This is a genomic window from Xanthomonas cannabis (assembly GCF_040616535.1).
Taxonomy (GTDB): domain Bacteria; phylum Pseudomonadota; class Gammaproteobacteria; order Xanthomonadales; family Xanthomonadaceae; genus Xanthomonas; species Xanthomonas cannabis.
The window spans coordinates 2255499-2276580 of record NZ_CP136580.1 but is presented as its reverse complement, the minus strand read 5'-3'; the positions used below and the strand labels follow the sequence as shown (position 1 = coordinate 2276580).

General features: G+C 63.0%; 17 protein-coding genes. 9 read left to right on the top strand and 8 right to left on the bottom strand.

What is annotated here, in order from left to right; translation table 11 throughout:
- Nucleotides 1–281 precede the first annotated feature (281 nt).
- The 7 genes from RZV17_RS09680 to RZV17_RS09650 form a co-directional block, all read right to left on the bottom strand.
- The gene (locus RZV17_RS09680) at nucleotides 282–1184 is read right to left on the bottom strand and encodes an XVIPCD domain-containing protein (RefSeq protein ID WP_355609290.1); all 903 of its coding nucleotides are present in this window, start codon (nucleotides 1182–1184) and stop codon (nucleotides 282–284) included.
- A 104-nt stretch (nucleotides 1185–1288) separates the two neighbouring features.
- On the bottom strand, nucleotides 1289–1990 hold the full coding sequence (locus RZV17_RS09675; RefSeq protein ID WP_355608925.1) for a hypothetical protein: 702 nt from the start codon (nucleotides 1988–1990) through the stop codon (nucleotides 1289–1291).
- A 101-nt stretch (nucleotides 1991–2091) separates the two neighbouring features.
- The gene (locus RZV17_RS09670; RefSeq protein ID WP_355608922.1) at nucleotides 2092–2709 is read right to left on the bottom strand and encodes a hypothetical protein; all 618 of its coding nucleotides are present in this window, start codon (nucleotides 2707–2709) and stop codon (nucleotides 2092–2094) included.
- An 85-nt stretch (nucleotides 2710–2794) separates the two neighbouring features.
- Nucleotides 2795–3130: a SymE family type I addiction module toxin gene (locus tag RZV17_RS09665; RefSeq protein ID WP_355608919.1), complete on the bottom strand. Its 336-nt coding sequence runs from the start codon at nucleotides 3128–3130 to the stop codon at nucleotides 2795–2797.
- An 88-nt stretch (nucleotides 3131–3218) separates the two neighbouring features.
- Nucleotides 3219–4306 (bottom strand): IS3-like element ISXcd1 family transposase gene (locus RZV17_RS09660; RefSeq protein ID WP_355603727.1). Its coding sequence is split into 2 segments (ribosomal slippage): nucleotides 3219–4054 and nucleotides 4054–4306, totalling 1089 coding nucleotides; the frame shifts between segments, so codons are not numbered across the junction.
- A 203-nt stretch (nucleotides 4307–4509) separates the two neighbouring features.
- Entirely contained in the window at nucleotides 4510–5514 is a 1005-nt protein-coding gene (locus RZV17_RS09655; protein ID WP_179455315.1) for a reverse transcriptase family protein, read from the bottom strand.
- Nucleotides 5480–5791 carry a helix-turn-helix domain-containing protein gene (locus tag RZV17_RS09650; RefSeq protein ID WP_179455313.1) on the bottom strand — a complete coding sequence of 104 codons (312 nt, stop codon included), beginning with the start codon at nucleotides 5789–5791 and terminating at the stop codon, nucleotides 5480–5482. The genes RZV17_RS09655 and RZV17_RS09650 overlap by 35 nt, the downstream gene beginning before the upstream one ends.
- 235 nt (nucleotides 5792–6026) lie before the next feature.
- Here RZV17_RS09650 and RZV17_RS09645 point away from each other — a divergent pair.
- A protein-coding gene (locus RZV17_RS09645; protein ID WP_184440652.1) for an IS3 family transposase occupies nucleotides 6027–7171 on the top strand; the annotation gives its coding sequence in 2 pieces (ribosomal slippage) (nucleotides 6027–6264 and nucleotides 6264–7171; 1146 coding nt in all).
- A gap of 601 nt (nucleotides 7172–7772) precedes the next feature.
- Here the strand turns inward: RZV17_RS09645 and RZV17_RS09640 are convergent.
- Nucleotides 7773–10928: a TonB-dependent receptor gene (locus RZV17_RS09640; protein ID WP_355609287.1), complete on the bottom strand. Its 3156-nt coding sequence runs from the start codon at nucleotides 10926–10928 to the stop codon at nucleotides 7773–7775.
- Nucleotides 10929–11730: 802 nt separating this feature from the next.
- On the opposite strand from RZV17_RS09640, the gene RZV17_RS09635 reads away from it, so the two are divergent.
- The 8 genes from RZV17_RS09635 (at nucleotide 11731) to RZV17_RS09600 (ending at nucleotide 20843) form a co-directional block, all read left to right on the top strand.
- Nucleotides 11731–12471, top strand: coding sequence for a flagellar motor protein (locus RZV17_RS09635; protein WP_039565224.1), 741 nt, complete (start codon nucleotides 11731–11733; stop codon nucleotides 12469–12471).
- Nucleotides 12472–12478: 7 nt separating this feature from the next.
- A complete protein-coding gene (gene motD / locus RZV17_RS09630) occupies nucleotides 12479–13453 on the top strand; it encodes a flagellar motor protein MotD (protein WP_355608914.1) in 975 nt (324 codons plus the stop codon).
- Between the two features lies 1 nt (nucleotide 13454).
- Nucleotides 13455–14237 (top strand): ParA family protein, encoded by a 783-nt coding sequence (locus tag RZV17_RS09625; protein ID WP_047696185.1) that lies wholly within the window; start codon nucleotides 13455–13457, stop codon nucleotides 14235–14237.
- Entirely contained in the window at nucleotides 14234–15529 is a 1296-nt protein-coding gene (locus tag RZV17_RS09620; protein ID WP_355608911.1) for a chemotaxis protein CheW, read from the top strand. The genes RZV17_RS09625 and RZV17_RS09620 overlap by 4 nt, the downstream gene beginning before the upstream one ends.
- Before the next feature lie 97 nt (nucleotides 15530–15626).
- On the top strand, nucleotides 15627–15935 hold the full coding sequence (locus RZV17_RS09615; RefSeq protein WP_039413671.1) for a lipid asymmetry maintenance protein MlaB: 309 nt from the start codon (nucleotides 15627–15629) through the stop codon (nucleotides 15933–15935).
- Complete coding sequence (locus RZV17_RS09610; RefSeq protein WP_002806565.1) at nucleotides 15932–16297, top strand: response regulator; 366 nt, start codon at nucleotides 15932–15934, stop codon at nucleotides 16295–16297. Before RZV17_RS09615 ends, RZV17_RS09610 begins: the two co-directional genes overlap by 4 nt.
- A gap of 33 nt (nucleotides 16298–16330) precedes the next feature.
- The gene (locus tag RZV17_RS09605; RefSeq protein ID WP_166748528.1) at nucleotides 16331–18334 is read left to right on the top strand and encodes a chemotaxis protein CheA; all 2004 of its coding nucleotides are present in this window, start codon (nucleotides 16331–16333) and stop codon (nucleotides 18332–18334) included.
- Between the two features lie 244 nt (nucleotides 18335–18578).
- The gene (locus tag RZV17_RS09600) at nucleotides 18579–20843 is read left to right on the top strand and encodes a methyl-accepting chemotaxis protein (RefSeq protein WP_355608908.1); all 2265 of its coding nucleotides are present in this window, start codon (nucleotides 18579–18581) and stop codon (nucleotides 20841–20843) included.
- Nucleotides 20844–21082 lie beyond the last annotated feature (239 nt).

The window sequence follows — 21082 nt, the reverse complement described above, 5'->3', positions numbered from 1 at the left end:
GTCCGAATACGCGACGTTGTATGGTGTCGCCACCTCGCAAGACAGAAATCTCTCGCCGGTTTGGTGATACGGCTAAGCGGCGAGAATCGCTTTAGCTGCTTCGAAACCAGCCTTTCCGCATTCCACCAATCCCGGCCATTCAACAATGGCATCTATTTGTCGAATAACGGGTCCAAAGCTCAGGGTCAGGTTGAATTTCTTTAGTGAATCTTACCCCGCTCTTTTGGCTGCCGTGGAAGTGAACCTGGAACCGTTATTTCGATCCGTTATTTCACTAGCCCTCACACCATCCGGTGTTGAGGGGCAATCGACTGCTCTCGCTGTTGCTCTTGCTGCTGGGATTGCTGTTGGCGCTGAGTTTCGCCCAAGGCCTGTAATTGCGCCAAGGATTGCTCGACGGGCTGCGCAATCGCATCGCTCGTCTTCATATGCGCCATCTTGTGAGCGGGATCGTTCAACGCACCTTCCACAACGAAGACGTTCTCGCCCTGCCGCACGGACTTGGTGTTCTCGCTCAGCACGACATGATCGATTCGCGACAGCCCGTTCTCTTTGGCTAAATACGCGCTGCTCGCTGCCAGCCGTGCGCTGTTGTCGTCGTACTCGCGGCCGAGACCTTGCTCAAGGCGGCGAACGGCTTCTTCTGCTTGGTGATGCAGCGGATCTGTTGGCAGCACTCTCGCGAGCTGTGTTGCTTCCTGTAGTGGAGATACCTGCTCACCGGGCGGCTGCGCCTCACCAATCACCTTCTGCCAAAGTTCCTGCTTGGGCTTCGGATTGTTGTGCTCCTTATTCAACTCACTTTTAGGCATAGGAGCAGGAATGCTCTTGATATCATCTACATTTTCTACGGGCCTGATATCCCCCTCAAAGCTTTTATCAACTCCATCTTTTGTCTTCCGGTGCAGTCCAGCGTGATTGAGCGCATCCCATGTGAAGTCGATACAACTGTTTCTAGCACCGTGATATTCCATATTGAACCCGTGCTTAGCAGGGGCCGCGCCGAAGGCCTCCAGCTTTTCATACTGCGCTTTATCGATCTCCATCGTGCGTGAGTAATATGGTTTTTGGTAGGTATCGACGTCATTGAACGAAACTTTTCCTGGCCCGCTAGCCTCGCCATGCTTGATGGGCGAGAACCCATAACTTTTAACAGTCGTTCCGTCGTCAATCGAGTAGTACATATGGCCACCGAAGGATGTGCCTCCGGCCATCAACGGCGTACCTGCGGCAGCGACGTAGACAGTGACTGCATAGCGCTTTTCATGATCATCCATGCTCATTCCCCTCACTTTCCTTTGTAGGTGTAAGCGACAAGAAGTTGAGCATTAGCCGCAACCAGCGCCTCGGCGTTCTGATCAAAGCGCAGTTTGAGCCGATAACGGCCTGGCTGGACAGCATTGCTATAGCCGAACGCCAACTCCCTGGACGCGGTCTGTTCAGTAGACAAACCGGCGTCCTGCAGCGTCGTACCGTCCGCATCAAAAGCGAACAGACCAGGAGCCATACCATCAGCTGACAAGGGAATGGACGCCTGCTGCCCTACTCCCACACGCTGACTACGCTGCAATTCCACGGAGACCGGACCGGATGGTTCAATACGTTCCAAGTGGAGCTCGGCCGAAACACCAGCGCTAATCAGCCTGTCAGCACTTTGGGAGACGGCAGTTGGATCGACACCGGTGATCCGCACACCGATGAAAACGGGAGGAGTCGCGTCGTCGGGCAGTGCGGGCACATCAAATTCCAGCTCTGTAGGCCCACGATCATGTGGGGTCAAACTCCGTACCAACGGGACGACCGTTCTCATCTCTATCTGCTCCTTTGCGATAGGCACGTTTGCAGGCGGCGGTTGCAGGCTGCAGCCAGCCATCAGGCAGGCAATCAATGCCGTGAGTGCAAAGCGCATTGGATCGTTTGCAAGGGGCACGGCCTTTCTCCAATGAGTGTGGGTGCTGCAGGAGGAATTTTGACAGTTTTTCAATGTCATCGTGTCATGCACGCCTCTCAAGTACCCCCAATACCCTATGCACGCATTGCTTTATGAGGCCTGACAACTCCAGGGCTGAGTGACATGTCCGCTACCTCAGCTTATCGGATATAGACCCATTCGACGCATTTGTGCGCTACCAACTCTTGCGGTTCCGCAGCTTCGCCTCGTGGAAAGACCTCTACTCGCATTCCTGGGCGCGTAAAGAAATCACTCATCCAGCGCCCGTCCTCGACGATGTTGCGCTCGCGCGCAAATCCCATCAGCTCAAGCTGCTGGGTGAAGCGGTCGAAGTCCAGACGACAGATCTCGGTCATTGAAGGCGATGCACCGGCCACATTGCGATCAAAACGGAATTCAAACCAGCGTCCATCGAGTTTGGTTTCATCAACACCAAAGCCGTAGCTCCATTCTTTGGTGAGCCGGCCAAAAGCACGGTATAGGCGTTCATCGTTTTTTACGAATTGAACGACCTGCCCCATTGCCGACTTCAGACGCTCGGGAGTGAAGTCGGAAATGGTCTGGCTGCCTTTGATCAACGCAAGCAGGTGGCCAAGCAAACCCTCCGCAGTGGGCTTGTCAGGCGGCACAGTGGCAGGGCTGGATGAACTCAGGGCGGATGTCTCCGTGACGGTTGCCGGGGCTGGGGTGGCCGCTGTGTGGGCGCATGCGCCAAGAGCGAGGGTGGCGAGCAAGGCGTAGAGGGGGCGCGCGATCATGAAGCGTCCGTAGTGCGCTGATGTCGCTGTGACGCTAGTGGCATGCGGCACTGAGGTCAATCGCAGGTCTCTGTCACCCGCAGCATCATCGCCGCACGCTGCGCGCCTTGGCCGGCACCTCCACCGGCGGCAACACCTCCATCAGCAGCTGCCCTTCGCTGGCGGTGATGCGTAGTTTGGTGCCGATGGCAAAGCCCAGTTGTTCCAGCCACAGGCCGCTGAGGCGGACGTGCGGCACGTGCTGGTCGCCGGCGCGGTCATGGGCGCCGGGGTAATGGGTGTAGCTGACGGTGCATTGGCGCGGGCGGCGTGCGCGGCGGGGTGCGCGTAGCGTGCCGGGGCCTTGCGGGGAGGCGTCCGGGTCGGGTGGCAGCATCGGTGGCAGCTTGGTGCGGTCGGGTTCCACAACAACCCACTGCACCCGCTTGGGCGGCGTGGGACGCGTACGCGTGCGGGCGGGCCGTGCGCTGGGGTAATCCCCCCGCTTTGAGCGTTCGCCAAAAGTGGAGCTAGGCGGCCATCGCCAATTTCATTGCTGGCGTGATACCGCCGAGCGCCATGTTGGGGCGCTCATGGTTGTACGTCCATAGCCAGCGCGTGGCCTTGTCCTGAACCTGCTCGATGGTGTCGAACAACGTTGTGGCCAGCCAGGCGTAGCGGACGGTGCGGTTGTAACGTTCGACATAGGCATTCTGCTGCGGCTTGCCTGGCTGGATGTGCTCGATCCGAATCCCGCGCTGCTGTGCCCAAGCTAGCAGCGCGCCGCTGATGTACTCCGGGCCGTTGTCGCAGCGAATGGCGTTTGGCTTGCCGCGCCAGTCAATGATCTGTTCCAACGAGCGGATCACCCGGGCCGATGGCAGCGATAAGTCGACCTCGATGCCCAGACCCTCACGGTTGAAGTCATCGAGCACATTGAACAACCGGAAGCTGCGGCCGTCGGCCAGCTGGTCGTGCATGAAATCCATCGACCAGACCTGGTTGATCGTCTCCGGCACCGCCAACGGCTCTGGCCGCTCGCGCACCAGCCGCTTCTTCGGCTTGATCCGCAGGTTCAACTCCAGCTCCCGATAGATGCGGTACACCCGCTTGTGATTCCAGCCAAAGCCCTTCACGTTGCGCAGGTGCAGAAAGCACAGGCCGAACCCCCAATCACGAGAGGTTGTGGTCAACCGCACCAGCCAATCGGCAATCCGGGCGTTCTCCTCGCTGGCCTTGGCTTGATAGCGAAAGCAGGTCTCGCTCACCGCAAAGGTCCGGCAGGCATGCCGGATGTTCGTGTGGCCACCATCTACGGCCCATCGGGCCATCTCCCGGCGTTGAGATGGCCTCACCATTTTTTTGCCATCGCCTCCTTCAGCAGGTCGGCGCTGAGCTGGGCATCGGCGTACATCTTCTTCAGGCGCCGGTTCTCGTCCTGCAGCTCCCTGAGCTGGGACATCAGCGATGCGTCCATGCCGCCGAACTTGCTGCGCCACTTGTAGAACGTCGCCGAGCTGATGCCGTGTTCCCGGCACAACTCCGGCACGGGCGTGCCGGCCTCGGCCTGCTTGAGGACGGCAATGATCTGGCTGTCGGTGAAGCGGGATGTCTTCATGGAACCTCCTCGGAAAAGGGTACGAGAAAATTCCACTTCTGGCGTCAGCTAACCTGTGGGGGGATTACCATGGCTCGCGCCTCCCCACATTGGATGCTCCGGATGACTATGGTCGTCGCTCTCTTCGATCAGGTTATGCAAAAGATCACAAGAGCGTTCCCCACCGCATCGTGGACAGGGAGTTCGGACGATGCTTTGGTCACTCACGTTGTAACGTCCGGCCCGGTCTTGACTGGCCTGGGAATGGCTCGACGTCTACGCCTCGGAGGAGGTAGCGTGCTTCGTAGCTTCTTGGCCTCCGCCTTCAAGCTTATTCCGCGTTCTTGATCGAGATTTCCTATGTTTTCGAGCTGACCTACCAATCCACGTTTGTCCTTGATGGTTGCCCGACCGCTCTCAATCTCTGCCCGCGCCTCATGCATCTCCTTGTGCTTTTTGTTCGGAGCTCGACTGATGCCATGCCGAAACGCTCGGCCCGTGACGACCTTGGCGCGGGTCTTCCGAAACAGTTTTGCCTTCTCAACTTTCGAGCTAAAACCGAACCTTCTCAGCAAACGATCCAGCCACTGGATATCGCCGTGTCCGATTGTGTCCCCAGTGATGGCGACATCATCCACGTAGAGCGTGAACGTGCCTCCCTGAGCGGTCACACGCTGGGCGATTAGGTCAAACATGTCACGGCAGGCCCAAAAAGAGACAAGCACGCTGGCCGGGGAGCCAGTTGCCAACTTCCCTTGATAGCAGACCAAGTCAGCCATCGCATCCGCCACATCCCCGGGGCATTCGAAGACATTTCTGAAAAGCCTAAAGACACGTTGACGCGTGATGCTTGGGTAGAAGTCGGAGACATCCACCGTTACGGTTGCACCTTCCGCCCGCATGTGGCTCTCAGAGTTGGAGAGGTGGGAGCGCTTTGGGATCCCTGAGTGAAGATAGTCGGGCACGCGGACCTGTTTTAGCAGCACGTTAAGTCGCTTCTGAAGCGGCTTAACGACCTCAGATGGCGCTTGAATCAGGCGTTCTTTCTTGGTTCGGGGATGAATTCGAGGGAACTCGGTGAAGTTGTCAGGCCGTTTGCACAGAGCTCGGAGCGCGCTTGGTGAGCCTTCCCATTGAAGCAACCTTGCGAGTGCCTTCAGCGTAGGTAGCCGAAAGAAAGCCGAAGACGTGACTTCATATCGATTCGCGCTTTTCCGTGGAAGCGTCATTTTGGGTATCCAGTGTCCATTCCAGAACTTTCATCAATCTCTTAGCATTCTTCTGTCGTCGCTCCGAGGGGCCTTCGATGGCTTCGGCGAAGCTCAGGAACGTTGAGGCAGGCACGTCGAAGACCTCTGCAAACTTCTGAAGAAGCTCCACGGAAGCGGCCTTCTTCCCAGATTCGATCTCCGAAAGGTGTGACCGAGATATGCCTAGGCGTTCCGCTAGCTCACCTTGTTGCATACGGTGAACCTCGCGGACCGTTTTTAAAGCCTTGTGGAGCATTTCCTCTCTTCCTGCATGGGTAGATAAAAAGGAGGGTGCTACTGATAGGTCTTAGGGTCCGAACTTCCCGCGCCGCGCTCAACGATCAAAATGGTCATACACCTTCCACACGATCATTAAGAGCCGGAACAACCAAGGGCCGCAAAAAACCCGTTTGAACCATTTCAGTAGCTGATACGCCCAGGGTTTCCTAGACATCTCATGGCCATGGAAAATGGTCGATTCGGAGGTGTCTATGAGCAGCAAGCGGTATACGGATGAGTTCAAGATCGAGGCGGTCCGGCAAGTGACTGATCGTGGGTTCAAGGTGGCAGAAGTCGCCGAGCGGCTGGGTGTCACGACGCACAGCCTGTACGCCTGGTTGCGCAAGTTCGGCAAGCCCGGCGTGGTACAGCGCGCCGAGGTGGACCAGAGCGCCGAGGTTCGGCGCCTGAAGGCCGAGTTGCGTCGAGTGACCGAGGAGCGCGACATCCTAAAAAAGGCCGCCGCGTACTTTGCCAAGGGGTAAAGGCAAAGTACGCCTTCATGCAAGCCCACTGCGGGGAGTTCAGGGTGTGTGCGATGTGCCGGGTGTTGCGGGTGAACCGGGCTGGATACTACGCGTGGCTAAAGGCGCCCGACAGTGAGCGTGCCAAGGAAGATGATCGGTTGCTTGGACTAATCAAGCACCACTGGCTGGCCAGCGGCAGTGTGTATGGGCATCGCAAGATCGCCAAGGACCTACGCGATCTGGGTGAGCGTTGCAGTCGCCATCGTGTGCATCGATTGATGCGCGCCGCGGGATTGCGTGCCCAGGTAGGCTATGGTCGCAAACCGCGCTTCCATGGCGGAATGCCGTGCAAGGCGGCGGCCAACCTGCTGGACCGACAGTTCGACGTGACTGAGCCGGACATGGCCTGGGCGAGTGATTTCACCTTCATTCGCACGCACGAAGGCTGGATGTACCTGGCTGTGGTGATCGATCTGTTTTCCAGGCAGGTCGTCGGCTGGGCGATGCGCGATCGGGCCGACACCGAGTTGGTCGTGCAGGCCTTGTTGTCTGCGGTGTGGCGGCGCAAACCCAACGCTGGTTGCCTGGTTCACTCGGACCAAGGGTCTGTCTACACCAGCGATGACTGGCAGAGTTTCCTGGCGTCCCATGGCTTGGTGTGCAGCATGAGTCGGCGTGGCAACTGCCACGACAACGCACCCGTGGAGAGCTTCTTCGGCCTGCTCAAACGCGAGCGGATCAGGCGACGGATTTATCCCACTAAGGACGCCGCACGCGCCGAGGTATTCGACTACATCGAGATGTTCTACAACCCCAACCGCCGCCACGGTTCAACTGGTGACCTGTCCCCTGTAGAGTTTGAACGGCGCTATGCGCAACGAGGGTCTTGAGTGTCTACGGAACTCTGGGTGTATCAAGCAGCTGGCGCTTATCATCTTTCCTTTCAACAGGTGAAGCCATGTTGGTTTCCTCGATGCACCTCCCCGGGGTGGAGAGGCTCCGTTGCTACATCGGGAATGGGGAAACGCCAGTTACTACCCTCCTCCAATCTATGGCTGCGAGCCGTTGCCGCAGCCACCTGACCCTTCCCGACGGTCCCGACCGTTGCCGGCCGCCGACGCGTCGCTCGGGGTGTTTTGGGCTGTTCGCCCTCGAGTAGTTGCCTACTCACACCATGGCACGGATTTTTGCTCCCCGCGATGACGGAGTCAGAATATCAGCCATTTGGCCCAATGTCGCTTAGAGCGACATTGTGTCGTAAACTTTATTCAGCGAGCGCTCATTTTTTATGTTGCGGCTGTGTTGCGATTCGCCGTGCCTTAATTTCCGAATGGGCTGTAAGCCTTGCTGCACAGGGCTTCGATGCATATGCCCCCCCTGCACCCGTTCTGCTTCATCGAAATAACAGTTCACTTCCACTGCAGCCGGGCGGCCGCCAAACCATCGCGCCCATACCGCCACGCGGCAGGCATGGGCGCGACACACTAGCGCCTAGAACTTGTAGGTCAATCCCAGGTACGCCAGCCGACCTGCGTATCCGCCGGTATAGAAGCGGGCGCGGGTGTCTTCGCCCAGGTGCGAGCGGGACTCCTGCTTGGTCAGGTTCAGCACCGAGGCAGTAAGGCTGAGCGCGGGGGTGATGTTGTAGGCCGCGTTCACGTCGATCTGGTAGTACGGCTCCTCAAAGACATTCAGGCCATTGACCAGGCCTTGCACCAGCTCGCCGCGACGGTTGTACGAGGCGCGCAGCAGCAGGCTGTCGGTTTCGTAGAACACGGTGAGGTTGGTCTGGTTTCTGGCGCTGCCCGGCATGGAGGTCTTGCCGGCCTCGGTACCGTCTTCCAGCCGCACCGCTGCCTTGCTGGCATCGTTGTAGGTGTAGTTGAACTGCACACCGAGACCGAATGGCAGCGTGTGCTGCGCGTACAACTCCACACCCTGCGAGACTGCATCCTGGCCGCCGGCCTGGGTGCTGTAGTTCTGCACGGTGACCGGTTGCCCGTCGACCATCATGTTCACGTCGCTGATGACGTCGACCGCAAAGTTCTCCACGTTCTTGCGGAACAGTCCCACACCTGCCACCGAGCCCGGCTGGAAATACCATTCCAGCCCCAGGTCGAACTGGTTGGCCTTGTACGGCTCCAGGTTCTTGTTGCTGCCCGAGCCGTACCAGCCCTGCTCGCTGGCACCGCCGGTCAGGCGCCGGTCGGCCACGTACTCGGGACTGTAAAACTCCAGGCTGCCAGGCGCGGCGATGTCGTTGTAGCTGGGACGTGCGATCACCTTGGCGGCTGCCGCGCGCAGCAGCAGGTTCTCGGTCAGGTCGTAGGCCAGGTTGAAACTCGGCAGCACGTCGGTGTAGTTGCGGTCCAGCCCACTGACCACGAACGACTCGGTGCGTTGCACGCTGTCGGACAAACGCCAGTAGCCTTCGGTCCCGCAATAGGTGTCGGCCGGGGCGCCGCCGGGCATGGCGGCGCCCTGCTGGCAGGCCAGCGGATTGCCGTCGGCACCGTCGAAGAAGTAGTCGTTGTAGGCGGTCACCTTGTCGGTGGAATCGGCACGCTGGCCGGTACGCGCCACCCGCACGCCGACGTTGCCACGCAGACGCTCGGTGTGGAAGTTGAGTTGCAGGTAGGTGGAATAGATCTCCTCGTCGACGTTGTAGACGAAGTTGTCTTCGCTGCGGGTCTGCATCGCGCCGTAGGTTTGGTTCAAGTAGCCGATGTAGCCCGGGAAGTTGATCGCCGGGAACGCGCTGGCGTTGACGCCACCGGCCAGGTTGTCCTGCGCGAACAGCAGCCCCGGCGAGAACTGCGTGGCGATGGCATTGCAGCGCCCGTTCCAATAGCGGTTGTCGTAGTCGCCCGGGTCGGTGCCCGGGCACACCCAGTAGTTGTTGCCGGTATTGCGGTGGATGCCGCCGTCGCGACGCTTGATGCCGAACTGCAGCGAGTCGAGGACCTCGCCATCGAAATGCCAGGTGGTATCGATCTGCGCGTACTGCTGCTGATTGGTGTTGCGGGTCCAGGACGAACCGGTCGAGCCCAGGTCGACCTGCAGGATGCCGTCGCGCAGGTTCTGCATCAGCTCCGGCGAGAAGGTCATGCTTGGGGTGCCGGTCAGGTCCCAGGCGCTGGCGAAGTTGCCATTGGTCCAGCTGCCGTCGGCGTTCTGCAGGCGCGGCTTGATCGGCAGGGAAAACTGCAGCTCCGGCCCGCCCTTGGCCCAGGTGCGGCCGGCCTTGAAGGCCACGTCCACCTGCTCGCCACGCCATTCGCCGCCCAGGTCCACCGTCTGCGATTGCGATTTTTCGATGTTGTAGCTGCCGGTGATCTGCGGCGTCGGCACCGTGCAGTCGTCCGAACCCCAGCCGCCCGGAGGCAGGCCGGCCGCGGCGGCCTGCGCCTCGCTGCAATAATAGGTCTTGCCCGGACGCAGGCTATAGGCGGCGCCAGTGACAATCGTGCCGCTGGGATCGAACTGCAGCCGGTCGAGCAGGCGCCCGCCGCGCCAGTTGCCGTCGCCGAAGTAGCGCGCGATGTTCCACTCGGGAATCTTGATGGTATTGGTCTGCGAGTCCTGCGACAGGTCGAAGCGGAAGTAGTTCGCGGTCAGGGTCAGGTCGTCGGTGGGCTTGAACTGCAAGGTCAGTTGCCCGCCCTTGCGCTCGCGCTCCTCGCGCTTGGCGTCCAGGCTGACAGCCGTCGGCATCATGAAACCGGTGGAGTAATTGCCGTCCTGGTTCCAGAAACCGGTACCGCCCCACCAGTTGGCATTGAAGTCCGACGGATTGCCGTTCACGTCGACCGCCGGGCCGACTTCGTCGCGCCCGTACCACTGCCAGCTCTCGGTGCTGGCATCGAGCGTACGTGCGGTGCGCTTCTGCTGCGTGTAGCCAACGAAGACACCGAAGCGGTTGTCCTGGTCGTGCCAAGAGTAAGAACCGGAGAACTGGCCGTCGGTCTTCTTGCTGGTATCGGACCAGGTGCCCTCGGCAGAGACGAAGCCGGAATGTGGCTCCAGTTCCAGCGGGCGCCGCGTCTGCAGGATCACCGTGCCGCCGATGCCGCCTTCGTCGATGCGCGCTTCCGGGGTCTTGTACAGCTCGGCGCTACCCAGCAGGTTCGACGGCAGCAAGGTGTAGTTGAACGAGCGCGTCGGGTCGCCATTGGACTCGGCGGTGGCGATGTAGTTGCCGTTCAATTCGGTCAGCACCAGCTCCGAGGACAGGCCGCGCACGCTGACGTTCTTGCCTTCACCGCCGTCACGGCTGATGACCACGCCGGGCACGCGCTGCAGCGCATCGGCCACGTTCTTGTCGGGGAACTTGCCCACGTCCTCGGCGGTGATCACATCGACCACGGCGTTGGCGTTGCGCTTCTGCTCCAGGCTTTTTTCGATCGCGTAGCGGTAGCCGGTCACCGTCACCGCGTCCAGGTCCGTGGCCTGCACCTCGGCCTGGCCGGTGGACGCCGGCGTGACGTCGGCCTGCTGGGCGGCAGCGGTGGTAGAGGCGGCGCTCGCGAACAAGACGATGGCGATACCGGCGGACAGCGTGCTGCGGTTGCGTGCGAATGGCATGCAGTTCATTTCGATCATGCTCTCCCAAAGGTGATCGGATTCGGCGGATTTGCGTCGATCCAAACGATCGGACAGGAACGCCGCGCGAAGTGACACAGACATATCCGGCGCCGTTGCAGCGACCCGGCCCCCTCCTCTTGCGTCCGCTTCTGCGCGGACGCAATTAGATCGTTCTAATGCAGTGGGAAACTAAGTACCACAGCCCATGCAGCAACGCATTCTGCCGCGCAGCAGGCCCGCGGCGTCGTGGGGCATCCACGATGTGCGAAAGGCTTGTCACGCTTGAGCGGTGCACGGTACAGCCTGCCTGCAGCAACGCGATCACGGACAGCAAAACGCCTCGCCCGCAACCAGACGCAAGCGGTTTACCGAAACGACTGCACTCCTCCCTTCATTCGCAACCGAGCTCAACGCGAGACACGGCCGACATGCGTGTTGGCGCACGCCAGAACACCGCCCACCACACGCCACTTGGCTGCCATCGCCATCCCAGGGATGTGCCGTGATGGCGAGTCATAAAGCATGTTTGGGGAGCCGAAGAGACGTCTCCCGGCAGCGCTCGTGCTCCTCAGCGAAGCCAGAGACCGAAAGCTGCGCCTGGACGTACCCTCACCCCAACCCCTCTCCCGCAGGAGAGGGGCTCAACCCCGCGCAGGCGGTGCGTTTGCTCTGCTCTGCTAAAGCAGGGCTAACGCTGGGTATCACTGAGTTCGTTGAGACCTTTCCGACCGGGGAACCGATCCCCGGCCGTGCACACCGCCCGCGAAGCCGGCAACTGAAGACCCATCCCCCGGGACGACAACTTTCTGGCGCCCCAACCAGGCGCATCTATCAAGTCCGCCGCGCTTGGGCCGATACCGCATGCATGGACAGACTCAGCATCATCGGACTGGTGCTGGCGATCGTGGCGATCGTCGGCGGCAGCGTATTGAAGGGCGCCGGCATTTCGTCGCTGTGGTCGCCGGCTGCCTTCGTGATCGTGATCGTCGGCACCGTGGCGGCGATCCTGCTGCATACCTCGCCGGCAGTTTTCCGGCGCGCGTTCAAGATCCTGCGCTGGGTGGTGCAGCCGCCGGCCAGCGACCGGCCGCAGCTTGTTGCGCGGATCGTGGAATGGAGCAACATCGCGCGTCGCCAGGGCCTGCTGGGCCTGGAAGACCAGCTGCCGCGCCAGAGCGACGCTTTCCTGCGCAAGGGGCTGCAGATGCTGGTGGATGGCGTGGAGCCCGAAGCCATGCGCCACATGCTCGAGATCGAAGTGGACAACCAGGAGCGTCAGGATCTTGCCGCGGCCAAGGTGTTCGAAGGCATGGGCATCTATGCGCCCACGTTGGGCATCATCGGCGCGGTGCTGGGGCTGATGGCGGTGATGAAGAACCTGGCCGACCCGGCCATGCTCGGCCATGGCATCGCAGCGGCGTTCACCGCCACCATCTACGGCATCGCCTCGGCCAATCTGCTGTTCCTGCCGGTTGCCGCCAAGCTCAAGAGCGTCATCCACTGCAGCACCAACGAGCGCGAAATGGCGATCGAAGGCCTGATCGCGATCGCCCAGGGCGAGAACCCGCGCAACATCGAGTCGAAATTGGCCGGATACTTGCATTAGTCCCGTCATGGCCCGCCGTCGCAAACATCACGAAGACCATGGCAACCACGAAGCGTGGGCGATTCCGTATGCCGATCTGATGACGCTGCTGCTGGCGTTCTTCGTGGTGATGTACGCAATCTCCTCGCTCAACGAGGGCAAGTACAAGGTCATGGCGCAGGCGCTGACCACCGCTTTCGGCGGCTCGTCCACTGCCGCCAGCCCGGTGCAGATCGGCAAGACCCAGACCCTGGGCGCCGATTACGACCGCCCCTCGGTGATCAAGGCCGGCGCGCCGATGGCCGCCTCCAACGGCCCCACCGACCCCACCCTGCTGCCGTCGATGGCCGCGCAGATGCGCATGCCGGTGTCGTTGCGCAACCAGGCGCAGCTGGCGCGTGCGCAGCGCCAGATGGATGCGGTGGCCCAGCAACTGGGCAAGACGCTGGCGCCGCTGATCGACAAGCAACTCATCACCATTCGCCGCAACGATCTGTGGATCGAGGTGGAGATCAACAGCGACATCCTGTTCGGCACCGGCTCGGCCACCCTGGCCGGCGGTGCGCGCGGCACCATGTCCACGCTTGCGGCGGTGCTGCGCGATGCGCCCAATGGCGTGCGTGTGGAGGGCTACACCGACAACCAGCCCATCGCCACCGCGCAATTTCCGTCCAACTGGGAGCTGTCGGCCGCGCGCGCGGCCAGCGTGGTGCACCTGTTTGCCGACGATGGCATCGCCCCGCAACGATTGGCGATGGTGGGCTATGGAGAATTCCGCGCACGTGCCGATAACTCAACCGAGGCGGGACGGAATGCGAACCGGCGTGTGGTGTTGATCATCCTCGCTGACTCAGCTGGCTCACTCGCACCCGATCCGCCATCGCAGTTGCATGCGACCGCCGCCGGGGCGCCAAAGCTACCCAAGTCTGACGGCGGCCAAACGGCCGTCACCACCGAAAGCGGCACAAGTTCCGTCCCCGCCGTAATTCAAGGAGTGCAGTGAGATGCGTATCTGGGCAATCGCCAACCAAAAGGGCGGCGTCGGCAAGACCACCACGACGCTGGCACTGGGTCGCGGCCTGGCTGCGCTCGGCCACCGGGTGTTGTTGATCGACCTCGATCCGCACTCCTCGCTCACCCGCGCGTTCGGCGTGGCGATCGACCCGCCGCCGCGCGGGGTGCTGGACCTGTTCGGCACCCCGCCCAGCGACCTGGCCAGCCTGGCGCACGACAGCAGCATCCCCGGTCTGTCGTATGTCTGCGCCCAGGCCGCACTGGCCACGCTGGAACGCCGCAGCGCCAACCAGCCCGGCCTGGGCCTGGCATTGCAGAACGCCATGACCCGCCACGCCGGCCAGCACGATTACATCCTGCTCGACTGCCCGCCCACGCTCGGCCTGCTGATGATCAATGCATTGGCCGCTTGCGACCGCGTGGTAGTGCCCACCCAGGCCGAGCCGCTCGCGCTGCATGGCCTGGCCAGCATGGTGCGCACAGCCGACATGGTGCAGCGTTCGCGCCGCCGCGAGTTGCCGGTGTCGATCCTGCCGACCCTGTTCGACCGCCGCACCCGCGCCGGTACCGAGACGCTCAAGGAAATGCAGGCCACCTACGGCCCGGTCGTCTGGGAAGACGCGGTGCCGGTGGACACCCGAATCTGCAATGCCGCTGCACTGACCGTCCCGGCCACCGGTGGCGACTATCAGGGCCGCGGCCTGTCCGCCTATCGCCGCGCGCTGGAATGGGTGCTGGCCGATGACGCGATGCGTATGGAGCAAGCCGCATGAGCAACCACACCGCCAACGGTGAGCTGGACGACTATCTGGAAGGCCTGCTGCACGATGCCGGCGTGGAAGCGCCCGCCGCCGTGGCAGTGGCCAGTGCGGCCGAGCCGCCGGTGATGCTGGCCGCGAGCGACGAAGACACCGTGGCCCTGGCCGACGCACCGGTGGCCATCACCTCCACCCCGGAGGTGATCGCCGCCGACCTGCTGGCCGACATGCATTCGGATCCGGCCTTCGGTGCGCCCGTGGTTGCCGCGCCCAGCGCCGCCGACATCGCTGCCGATTTCCTGGCCGAGATGGACGCCGACCCGGCCTTCGGTCCGCCGGTGATCGCCGGCCCCAGTGCCGCCGACATCGCCGCCGATTTCCTGGCCGAGATGGACGCCGACCCGGCCTTCGGTCCGCCGGTGGTTGCCGGCCCCAGTGCCGCCGACATCGCTGCCGACTTCCTGGCGGAGATGGACGCCGACCCGGCCTTCGGTCCGCCGGTGGTTGCCGGCCCCAGTGCCGCCGACATCGCTGCCGATTTCCTGGCCGAGATGGATGCCGACCCGGCTTTTGCCGAGGCGGCCCCCAGCGCGTTCATGAGCACGGCCGATCTGATGGCCGAAATGGATGCCGATCCTGCCTTCGGCGCGCCGGGCTCCGCGGTCGATCTGCTCACTGCCGACCTGCTCGCAGAAATGGATGCCGACCCGGCGTTCGGGCTGGACGCCGCACCTGCCGTTGCACCCACGCCCGCGCCGGCACCCATCCCGCGTGCAGCGCCGGCACCGCCGCGCGCCGCACCCGGCCCGGTCTATCCGCAAGGCCTGCAGGCGCTGCTGGCCCCCGGCCAGGCCGACACGATCCACGCCGAACGCCGCGCCAGCGAACGCAGCACCCGCTGGCTGCGTCTGCGCTGCGGCGAACAGACCTATGCGCTGGAACTGCTCAAGGTGCAGGAAGTGGTACTACCGGTCCCGTTGCTGCCGCTGCGCGGCACGCCGAGCGCGATGCTCGGCATCATGAACCTGCGTGGCCAGGTGGTGCCGGTGATCGACCTGGGCATCCATTTGGGCTCCACGCCGGTGGACATGGACCTGCAAACGCGTGTGGTGGTGCTGGAAGAAAACGGCGAAACCATGGGCCTGCGCGTGTCGGCCGTGGAAGATGTCACCAGCCTGACCGATCAGCAGATCGAGCCGCCGGACAACGCCCGCCTGTGCCGCATTTCCAACAACCTGTTCCGCGGTGTCGCGCGCCTGGGTCATCAGCCGATGATCCTGCTCGATGCCACGCACCTGCTGCATTGATACGCAGCTTGCACAATCTGGCGTGTTGCCGATTCACCGTTAAAGCTTTTCCGCCTTCCGCCGTTAGTACGCATAGAACCATCCGTTCGGAGCAACAATGAGCACAGTGACATTGGGTGAGGATCTCGGCATCGAGACCAGCGCCGACCTCAAGCAGAAGCTTGCCGGATTCCTTACCCAGGACGGCGACCTGGTGCTTGATGCCGGTGAAGTCCGGCGTATCCACACCGCCAGCGTGCAGTTGCTCTGCGCCTTTGTGCAGAGCCGCCGCCAGGCCGGTCTGCACACCGAGTTCGATGGCTGCAACGACACTTTTAGAGATGCGGCACGTCTGCTCGGCGTCACCGACGCACTGGGGCTTTCCGCATCCAATGACAACCTGAAATCTGTGGAGAACGCCGCATGAGCGCACGTATCTTGGTGGTGGACGATTCGGCGTCGATGCGCCAGATGGTCTCTTTCGCCCTCACCTCTGCCGGCTTTGCCGTCGAAGAAGCCGAAGACGGCGCCGTTGCGCTGGGCCGCGCGAAGGGCCAGCGCTTCAATGCGGTGGTCACCGACGTCAACATGCCCAACATGGACGGCATCTCGCTGATTCGCGAGCTGCGCCAGCTGCCGGACTACAAGTTCACCCCGATGCTGATGCTCACCACCGAGTCGGCGGCCGACAAGAAGTCCGAAGGCAAGGCGGCCGGTGCCACCGGCTGGCTGGTCAAGCCGTTCAATCCGGAACAGCTGATCGCCACCGTCCAGAAGGTTCTGGGTTAATTCCTTTTCGCTTCACTTTCGGATTTCACGCCCATGAGCATGGACCTGCAACGTTTCCACGCCACCTTTTTCGAGGAAAGCCGCGAAGGGCTCGATGCGATGGAGGCCGGGCTGCTGTCCCTTGAAGAGGGCAACCGCGACCCGGAAATCATCAACTCGGTGTTCCGTGCCGCGCACTCCATCAAGGGCGGCGCTGCCACGTTCGGGTTCGAGGCCGTGGCCGGCCTGACCCACGTGCTGGAGACGCTGCTGGACGAGTTGCGCTCCAACAAGCGCCAGCTCGAACCCAATGCGGTCGATGCCATGCTCGGCTCGGTCGACGTGCTGCGCGCCTTGCTGCGCGAAGCCGAACACGGCACGCCGGCCGACCCGGCCGCGGTCAAGGCCGTGCACACGCGCCTGAACGCGGTGCTGGCCGGCGAAGCCCCGGCAGCCGCCGCGGTTGCCAAGCCGAAGGAAGAAGAGCCCGAAGCCTGGCACATCGGCTTCACCCCTGCGCCGTCGCTGTTCATGAGCGGCAACGATCCGCTGCGCATCATCCGCGAGCTGGAGCATCTGGGCCCGCTGCAGATTGCCGCACGCCTGGAGCGCATGCCCGGCTTTGAAAACATCGACCCGTTGGAAGCCTATCTGGCGTGGGATCTGGGCCTGATCGGCAAGATCCCGCGCAGCAAGATCGAAGACACCTTTGCCTGGGTCGTGGACGACTGCGAACTGGACATCCGCCCGATGGCGGTGCCCGGCCCGCCGCCGAGCCTGGCCGTGGACGCGCCGGCCGCACCGGTGGCCGCCGCAGCTCCGGCCGCTGCCGCCGAACCGGTGGCCGCTGCTGCCGCAACGCCGGCCAAGGCCGCAGCTGCCGAAGCGGAAAGCTCGATCCGCGTCAGCGTCGACAAGGTCGATGCGCTGATCAACCTGGTCGGCGAACTCGTCATTACCCAGGCCATGCTCAAGCAGGTCTCCACCGGCCTGGACCCGGCGCATGCCGAGCGTCTGTTTGCCGGCCTGGATCTGCTCGAACGCAATACCCGTGACCTGCAGGAAGCGGTCATCGGCGTGCGCATGCTGCCCGTCGATGCGGTGTTCCGTCGCTTCCCGCGGCTGGTGCGCGACCTGTCCAGCCGTCTCGGCAAGCAGGTGCGCCTGCGCACGATCGGCGAAGGCACGGAACTGGACAAGGGCCTGATCGAAAAGATCGCCGACCCGCTCGTCCACCTGGTGCGCAACTCGATCGACCACGGTCTGGAAATGCCCGATGCGCGTCGCGCCTCCGGCAAGGACGAGACCGGCACCATCACGCTGGCGGCCTCGCATCAGGGCGGCCACATCGTGATCGAGGTCAGCGACGACGGCCGTGGCCTCAACCGCGCCAAGATCCTGGAAAAAGCCGCCGAACGCGGCATTGCCGTGCCGGACAACCCGACCGATTCGCAGGTGTGGGACCTGATCTTCGCACCCGGCTTCTCCACCGCCGATGCGGTCACCGACCTGTCCGGGCGTGGCGTGGGCATGGACGTGGTCCGCCGCAACATCCAGGGCCTGGGCGGCGAAGTGCAGCTGGAAAGCAATGCCGGCAGCGGCACCCGCGTGCTGATCCGTCTGCCGCTGACCCTGGCCATCCTGGACGGCATGACCGTGTCGGTGGCTGGCGAAACCCTGATCCTGCCGCTGGCGTATGTGCTCGAAGCCCTGCAGCCGGCCGCCGAAGACATCCGCTCGATGGCCGGTGACGGCCGTGTGTTGCGGGTCCGCGGCGAGTATCTGCCGATCTTGTCGCTCACCAACTACTACGGCTTCGGCGGGCAGCAGTCCTCGCAGGAACCGTTGGTGGTGGTGGTCGAAGGCGATGGCCAGAAAATCGCGCTGGAAGTGGACGAACTGCTCGGCCAGCAACAGGTCGTGGTCAAGAACATCGAAAACAACTACCGCCGCATCCCGGGCGTCTCCGGCGCCACCATCCTCGGCGATGGCCGGGTGTCGCTGATCGTGGACATCGGTGGCCTGGTGCGCTCGCTGAAAGTGCCGCAGGCCGCGTAACGCAACACCCTGCGGCAGGGACGCCGCAGTGCAAGGCTCCATGAGACGGCCGCCGAGCGGCCTGACCCGGAGCGATCGCCGGCAGTATGGGGACTGCCGGCATCAGTGACACCCGTCCGGCCCGACACGACCGACGGAGATTCTGGCCCTTTGTCCGGATCTTTCGACTCTGCCATCGTCTTTGGCCCGTCTGGTGACGGGCGCCCACGAGGCCAGTCGTTCTCTGCAACACGAGAAGACCACTATGAACTGGTTCCGCAATCTTGCCGTTGCCCGCAAGCTGGCCGTGGCGTTTTCCTTTACCGCATTGATCACCCTGAGCCTGGGCGTGTTTGCGCTTGCTCGCATGCAGTCGAGCGCGCACCTGTTGCGCGAGATCGGCAACGTGTGGGCGCCGGCAGTGCAGCAGCTGAGCGAAATGCGCGCGCTGCTTGGCGAATTCCGCACCTACGAGCTGGCCCAGCTGGCGCACGCCGACGACCCGAAGGCGGTGCAGAATTATTTCGAACGCATGGACAAGGCGCGTGCCGACGTGGACGCCGCGCAGAGCGCCTATGCCAAGACCACCACGCCGGGCAAGGAGACCGAGTTGTACGAGGCGGTCAAGCTGACCCTGGCCGACTATTACAAGGCCAACGCCGCGCTCAGCGCCGCGGTGCGCGCCGGCGATCTGGTGACCGCCAATACCGTGTCCGACGAGCAATCGCGTCCGGCGCGGCGCGAGCTGTTCGCCAAGCTGGTGGAGCTCACCAAGTTCAATACCGCACACATGACCAACGAGATCGATCAGGCCGAAGCAGCCTATCGACGCTCGGTACAGGTGATGGTTGCAGCGATGACCCTGGCGGTGCTGCTGGCCGCGTTTGCGGGCTGGTTCATTGCCCGCAGCATCGCCGGCCCGCTCGGCCGTGCGACCCGCGTGGCCGGTGCCATCGCCCAGGGCAAGCTGGATAACGTCATCCAGGTCGACAGCCGCGACGAAGCCGGGCAATTGCTGCACAGCATGCAGGGCATGCAGCAACAGTTGCAGGCCGTGCTGGCCGCCCAGTCGGAGATGGCGCAACGCCATGACGCCGGACAGATCAGCTATCGCATGGATCCGCAGGCATTTCCCGGCGATTTCGGCACGATGGTGCACGACACCAACAGCCTAGTCGGCGCGCATGTCACTGTGCAGAACAGCCTGGCGCAGATCATGTCGCGCTATGCCATCGGCGACCTGAGCCAGGACATGCAGCGCCTGCCCGGCGAAAAGGCCGTGCTCAGCGACACCATGGATACCGTCAAGGCCAATCTCTCGGCGATGAACCGCGAGATCAAGACGCTGGCGCAGGCCGCCGCCAACGGCGATTTCAGCGTGCGCGGCGATGCGCAGCGCTTCCAGTACGACTTCCACGCCATGGTGGACAGCCTCAACCAGCTGATGGCCACCGCCGACGCCAACCTGGCCTCGCTGTCCAAGGTGCTGCAGGCCATTGCCGCCGGCGATCTGAGCGAACGCATGCACGGGCAGTTCCATGGCGTGTTCGCGCAGATGCGCGACGACGCCAATGCCACCACCGAGCAGCTGTCGGGCATCGTCGGGCGCATCCAGCACGCCACCACCTCGATCAATACCGCCGCCAGCGAAATCGCCGCCGGCAACCAGGATCTGTCGCAGCGCACCGAGCAGCAGGCAGCCAACCTGGAAGAAACCGCCGCCTCGATGGAAGAGCTCACCTCCACTGTCAAGCAGAATGCCGAGCATGCACGCCAGGCGAACCAGCTGGCGATTGGCGCGGCGTCGGTCGCCTCGCAGGGCGGCAGCGTGGTGGCGCAGGTGGTGACCACCATGTCCGGGATCGAAGTCTCTTCGAAGAAGATCGCCGAGATCATCAGCGTGATCGACGGCATCGCCTTCCAGACCAACATCCTGGCGTTGAACGCGGCGGTGGAAGCCGCGCGTGCCGGCGAACAGGGGCGTGGGTTTGCGGTGGTGGCCTCGGAGGTGCGCACGCTGGCGCAGCGCAGCGCCGGCGCCGCGAAGGAGATCAAGCACCTGATCGACGATTCGGTGAGCAAGGTGACCGAAGGCTCGGCGCTGGTGGACCAGGCCGGCAAGACCATGGCCGACATCGTGGCCAGCGTGCAACGCGTCACCGACATCATGGGCGAGATCTCCGCCGCCTCGCAGGAGCAATCGTCCGGGATCGAGCAGGTCAACCTCACCGTGACCCAGATGGATGAAGCCACCCAACAGAACGCGGCGCTGGTGGAAGAAGCCACCGCCGCCGCACGCGCAATGGAAGAACAGGCCGGCCAGCTGTCCGACGCGGTGGCGATCTTCAAGCTTCAGCCCACCGCCGCCGTGGCGACGGCAGTGGCCCGCCCCGCTCCGTCGCCGGTCAAGGCCGTCAAAAAGCCAGCCGACAAGCGTGCCGCGGCCGCCACGCCGACAGCCACCATGCGTCCGGCGCGCCCGGCCCTGGCAGCGGCTGCCAACGGCGACACCAGCTGGCACGAGTTCTGACGCCCGCACCCGCCTCGGCGGCCATTGCAGCCTTCACGATCAAGCCTCGGCAGCGATGCCGGGGCTTGATGGTTTCTGCGGGGGATGCAGTGACCCACTCGTCCATCACCACGAGTGCCGATCATCGACGCCGCACATCTCGCCGGGCGCGGCCTACGCGCGCGCGCTGAGTGCCGCTGCAGCGCTGATTGCACTTGCCACACGACTGAACGCGAGCATGCTGCAGTGCAGCATCAGGA